The organism is Streptomyces rhizoryzae (assembly GCF_023155275.1).
Lineage (GTDB): Bacteria > Actinomycetota > Actinomycetes > Streptomycetales > Streptomycetaceae > Streptomyces > Streptomyces rhizoryzae.
The window spans coordinates 1-5,046 of the sequence record NZ_JALMUV010000100.1 but is presented as its reverse complement, the minus strand read 5'-3'; the positions used below and the strand labels follow the sequence as shown (position 1 = coordinate 5,046).

Below are 5,046 nucleotides of genomic sequence, written 5' to 3'. Positions count from 1 at the left end.
GGGTGGGGGCGGGGCCCGGGAGGGGGCGCAGGACGTAGCCCGTGTAGCGGTAGTCGGTGCCGTGATCCCGGCAGAGGGTGAGTTCGCGGTCGAGGGCGGCGAGGGCCTGAGCCATGCCGGGCCGGGTGCGGTCGGCGGTGGCGAGCCGCTCGGTGAGCGGGGTGTGGTACTCATCCCACCAGTCACTCTCGGGCAGCGGCCAGGGGGCCGCCACCCGGTAGCCGGCGGCCTCCGCGGCCGCGATGTTCCGGACCGCCGTGCGCAGCGGGTACGCCGCGGCCCGGTAGGTGCGGGCCTGCGGGGACGGGCCGGGGCGGGTCCGTTCAGCCACGGTGACGACCAGGACGCCGCCGGGTGCCGGCAGCCGGCACCGGCTGCGCAGGGCGGTGTCGAAGCCGGGGGGGTAGACCGAGCCCTCGGCCCGGACCACGTCGAAGGTGCCGTCGGGGAAGGGAGGGTGGGCCATCGAGCAGTTCAGGGCGGTGGTCCGGGCGCGCGGTCCGCGCTGGCCGGCGGCGGCGAACCGCTCGTCCAGGAAGGGCTGGTGCAGGTCGGCACCGGTGACCTGGCCACCGGTGTCGGCGGCCAGGACCAGCGCGGAGCGGCCCGGGCCGCAGCCCAGGTCCAGCACGCGCGGACGCGGCGGCAGGGGCCCGGCGAGCCGCAGCAGGTGCCGGGTGGAGGCGTCCGACCCGGCGCTCTGCCGGGGCGGGCCGTGGTGCAGGGCGAAGAAGGCGTCGGTAACGGGATCGACGAAAGACGGGGACAACGGAGAGACCCTTGGGAAGAAGGGGCCCCGATGGCTGCCTGAGCCGGGCCGCCCGGCGCGTGAACGGCCGGGTGGGCGCAGGAAGGCGGAAGGCTCAGGTCAGGGCCGGGGCCCGGGAGATGAGGACGGTCCGGGCACCGCACAGGGCGGTGTGCGCCATGACAGTCATCAACTCATCTCCCCTTCGGTCCAGGACGCCGGCCCGGAGGCCCGGCCCAGAACTTCCGTCCAGCGACCTCGGCCCGGAGCTTCGATCCAGGTCAACGGTCCACGTCCACGCGGGCGCGCTGCCGCCCGGCGGGCGCGACACTAACACGCCCGCCGCACGCCCCTCCACCGCTTTCCCGGCCGGTATGCCGTACCGCGCCCCGCTCAGCAGTCGCAGCAGCCGCAACAGTCGCAACCATCACAACAGCCGCAGCCGCCGCAGCAGTCGCCGCAGCAGGAGCAGTCGCTGCTGCTGCAACCGGTGTCGCAGCTGTCACAGCAGTCGCAGGCATAGCAGCAGCCCTCGCGCTTCTTGCCCGACCACGGCCCCTCGAACTCCGCCGCACAGCAGACCTTGCAGGTGCAGCAGAGCCCGATGGCCAGGGCGCAGCCCGCCCAGAAGCCGCGCGGCGTGCGCGGCCCCTGCGGGCCGCGCGACGGGTGACCGTGCCCGCCGCCCGGCCCGCCGTGCCCACCTCCGTAGCCGCCACCGGGCCCACCGCCGTGGCCGCCCGGCGGGACCGGACCGCCGCCGTACGGGGTCTGCGGGGCGTTGAGGTGGTGTCGGCCGTCGGCGTACGGTCCGCCCGCCGGCGCCCCGTAGCCCCCGCCGCCGCTCCCGTAGGGGGTGCCGCCGGACGGATCCCCCGGGTACGGATTCCCCGGGTACGGGTTCCCGGCGTGCGGGTGACCGCTCGGGCCGCCGTACGGGCCCGGGGCCCCGTCGCCCAGGTGGGAGCAGGTGGTGGTGCCGAAGGCCCGGTCCACCGAGCGGCGCAGTTCATGCGCGAGCAGCACATGCACCAGGGCGGAGTCGGTGAACTCCACATCGCGCAGGGCGAGGCGGATGCCGTGCAGCGCGTCGTCGCAGAGCCGGCGGGCCTCGGCCAGGGAGGCGCCGGTGGCGGTGAGCGGGTTCCAGGCGCCCTCGGCGGCGTCGGCCGTGCGGTCCTCCACCGCGTCCAGGAGGTGCGCCAGCCGGCCGAAGAGCCGGCCGGCCTCGGCGAGCGGCTCGGCGTTCCCCGGCCGGCCGGCCAGGACTGCGGTGTGTGCGAAGGCCGCGGCGGTGGCCGTCTCGGTCGGCTCGGTGATCACCGTCAGCGGGGTCCCGGGGCCGGCCAGCCGCTCGATGCCCAGCTGCCGGTCGACCGCGTCGACCAGTACGGCGGTGTCGAAGCCGAGCCTGGCGCCGGTGCGGGCACCGGCCCGGTCCCAGCCCGCGGCGACCCGGCGGGCCGCGGCGGCCAGGGGGCGGCGGCGCAGCATCCCGTTCCCGTCGGCGACATGGTCGCGGAGCTTGGCCGAGGCCAGGACGAGGGAGACCGACGCGGCGAGCCGGGCGCCCTCGCCGCGGGAGACCGAGGCGGTGCGCATCCCGCGCAGCGGGCAGGGCCCGGCGGTGCGGCGCCGCAGGTCCGCCCGGCCGGACTGGGCATCCGTGAGGACGGACACGATCAGCCCGTCGTAGTTGGTGGCGATCCGGGCGAACTGGCCGTGATCGGCGCGCAGGGCGAGGCAGAGGCCGCAGAGGTGGGCCATCCACTCCGTCTTGAGCCCCTGGGAGAGGCGATGGGTGCAGGGCCTGACGATTCCGAACACGTAGAACTACCCCCCGTATGACATGGACATGGAGCGGCAGTCGCGGCAGCGCATGCTACCCACCAGGCCCGTGACCTGCGCACACGCCCTGACCGCCGGGAAGCGCCCGGTCCGGCTGCGGTCCGCACCCCGAAGCGGAAGCCCGGACGCGCGGCGCGTTTGGCGCACCTCCCTCCAACCCGGCGGGAGCACAGGCCAGTTGGCGGGCCACCGGCAGGAAACCGGAGGTGTTTTCCAGCCGCTTTCACTCTTTCTGTCGATACCGCCGGTTCCTCCCTTGATGGCAGCATGACCGCGCCCTCGCGCATGCCCCCGGCCGCACCGCCGGGCCGTCCCGCGACGGGCGCCAACCCCCAGTCTTTTCCGGGATTTTGGAGAGTCATGACGACGATGAGGTATCTGGCCGCCGCGGGCGCGGCCCTGAGCGCGGCCGCGGTCCTGGCCGCCGGTCCGGCCGCCGCGACCCCGGCCCCGCTCGGCCACCACCCGGCCGCGGCGGCCCACCGCGTACTGCTCACCGAGCGGGACAACGGCCGGGCGCTGTCCGTACGCCGCGGGGACGTGGTCGAGGTGCGGCTCGCCGGTACGCGCGGCCGCGGCACGACGTTCACCTGGAGCCTGCCGGTGTCCGGCACGCCCGCGGTGCTGCGGCGGACGGCGGCCGGGCGGACACCGGCCGGGGTCGCCACCGCGCGCTTCACGGCGGTCGGCCGGGGCACCGCCGCGCTCACCGCGCACCGCACCTGCCGGGCCGCCCCCGGCCATGTCTGCCCCCATGTGGTCCTGCCCTGGCGGGCCACCGTCAAGGTGCACTGACGGCCCGTCAGCCCTCAGCGGCCGTCAGCCCGCGGCGCCCAGCTGCCGGGCCGCCGCGTCGACGGTCTGGGTGAGGAGGGTGGCGATGGTCATCGGGCCGACACCGCCGGGGACGGGGGTGATCAGGCTCGCGACCCCGGCGGCCGACGCGAAGTCGACATCGCCGACGTTGCCGGGGTGGTAGCCGGCGTCGATGACGACCGCGCCGGGCTTGATCTGCTCGCCGTGCAGGAAACGGGCCCGGCCCACCGCCGCGATCAGCACATCGGCCTCCCGGGTGTGCGCCGTCAGTTCGGCGGTGCGGGAGTGGCAGTACGTGACGGTGGCGTCGCGGCCGAGCAGCAGCATGCCGGCCGGCCGGCCGAGGATCGGGCTGCGGCCGACCACCACCGCGTGCTTGCCGGCCAGTTCGACGCCGTAGTGGTCCAGCAGGCGGAGGATGCCGCCGGGGGTGCAGGACGCGAAGCCGGCCATGCCCAGGCCCATCGCGGCGAAGGAGTGGGCGGTGACGCCGTCGACGTCCTTCTCGGGGGCGATGGCCTCGAAGGCCGCGCGCTCGTCGATGTGCGGCCCGACCGGGTGCTGGAGCAGGATGCCGTGCACCCCGGGGTCCTCGGACAGTTCGCGGAGGGCGCCGATCAGTCCGGCGGTGCTGATCGCGGCAGGCAGGGCGACGTGGCGGGACCGGATGCCGGCCTGCGCACAGCGGTTGCGCTTCATCCGGACGTAGGTCACCGAGGCCGGGTCGTCGCCCACCAGGACGGTGGCGAGGCAGGGTGCCTGGCCGGTGCGGGCGGTGAGGTCCGCGGTGCGGGCGGCGGCGTCCTCGACCATGCGGCGGGCGAGCGCGCTGCCGTCCATCAGGCGGGCGGTGGGGGACGTGGTCTGCGACATGGCGCCTCCTGAGCGTCGTACGTCGTACGGAATCGCCCAGGCGCACGGCATCGGCCGGTCCGGCCGGGCCGCTCCCCGGTGGTACCCCACCCAAGCGCCAGTCACGGCCCGGCCCCACTGTAGGCGACGGCGGGACGGTGCCGGGACCGGGGGCGGTCGGCGGCGCGCGGCCCGCCCCCGGGGTCAGGGGGACTGCTGGCCGGGGCCGGAGGTGTGCGGTGCGGCGGTGGCGGCCTCCCACTGGCTGAGGATGCCGTCCCAGTCGTGCTGGGCGACGGTGACGGCGCTGGGATCCCAGGTGGGGGCGGAGGACATCGGGGCCGGTGGCGTCGGCCAGGCGGCGTGCGTGTCCTGGGGTGCCCAGGAGGCATAGGTGTCCTGTGGAGCCCAGGGAGTGGGGTGGGCGGGCGAGGCCCAAGTGGTGTGCGGTTCGTAGGGGGCGTGGGAGGCCGGGGTGTCGGTGCGGGCGTAGGAGGCGGGGTCGGCGGTGGGCGCGGCGGGCGGTACGTCGGTCATGCGCCGGTGGCGGCCGATGCGGTCCGAGGGTGCGGCGCGGGTGGTGCGGGCCTCGGCGGAGAGCTGGTGGGCGCGGGCGGCCAGGATGGTGACGTCGAGGCCGAGTTCGGCGGCGAGTGCGGTGAGGTCGGCACCGGTGTGGTGGCTGTGCACCAGGACCGCGTCGAGCGCCGGCGACCAGGCCGGTTCGGTGGCCGGTGCGGGCGGGGCGGGGGCCGGCGCGGGCGCGACGGGGGGCTGCGGGG

At 76.2% G+C, this 5,046-nt stretch carries 4 protein-coding genes, 1 pseudogene and 1 riboswitch; of the genes and pseudogenes, 1 reads left to right on the top strand and 4 read right to left on the bottom strand.

Going from position 1 to position 5,046, the window contains the following annotated elements:
* Together MUU72_RS34905 and MUU72_RS34900 are read right to left on the bottom strand one after the other, a co-directional pair.
* On the bottom strand, nt 1–769 hold a 769-nt coding region (locus tag MUU72_RS34905), incomplete at its 3' end, for a class I SAM-dependent methyltransferase (protein WP_248017481.1).
* A gap of 372 nt (nt 770–1,141) precedes the next feature.
* Nucleotides 1,142–2,575 carry a DUF5685 family protein gene (locus MUU72_RS34900; protein WP_248017480.1) on the bottom strand — a complete coding sequence of 478 codons (1,434 nt, stop codon included), beginning with the start codon at nt 2,573–2,575 and terminating at the stop codon, nt 1,142–1,144.
* 381 nt (nt 2,576–2,956) lie between these two features.
* On the opposite strand from MUU72_RS34900, the gene MUU72_RS34895 reads away from it, so the two are divergent.
* Entirely contained in the window at nt 2,957–3,391 is a 435-nt protein-coding gene (locus MUU72_RS34895; RefSeq protein ID WP_248017479.1) for a hypothetical protein, read from the top strand.
* A 24-nt stretch (nt 3,392–3,415) separates the two neighbouring features.
* On the opposite strand, the gene MUU72_RS34890 is transcribed toward MUU72_RS34895, so the two are convergent.
* Nucleotides 3,416–4,285 (bottom strand): bifunctional 5,10-methylenetetrahydrofolate dehydrogenase/5,10-methenyltetrahydrofolate cyclohydrolase, encoded by an 870-nt coding sequence (locus MUU72_RS34890; protein WP_248017478.1) that lies wholly within the window; start codon nt 4,283–4,285, stop codon nt 3,416–3,418.
* A 27-nt stretch (nt 4,286–4,312) separates the two neighbouring features.
* Nucleotides 4,313–4,400, bottom strand: a riboswitch (ZMP/ZTP riboswitch).
* Between the two features lie 68 nt (nt 4,401–4,468).
* Nucleotides 4,469–5,046, bottom strand: a pseudogene (locus MUU72_RS34885) (hypothetical protein); the annotation flags it as partial.

Coding starts and splice junctions, on each gene's coding strand:
- MUU72_RS34895 (WP_248017479.1), top strand. CDS start 2,957: ATGACGACGATGAGGTATCTGGCCGCCGCGGGCGCGGCCCTGAGCGCG.
- MUU72_RS34890 (WP_248017478.1), bottom strand. CDS start 4,285: ATGTCGCAGACCACGTCCCCCACCGCCCGCCTGATGGACGGCAGCGCG.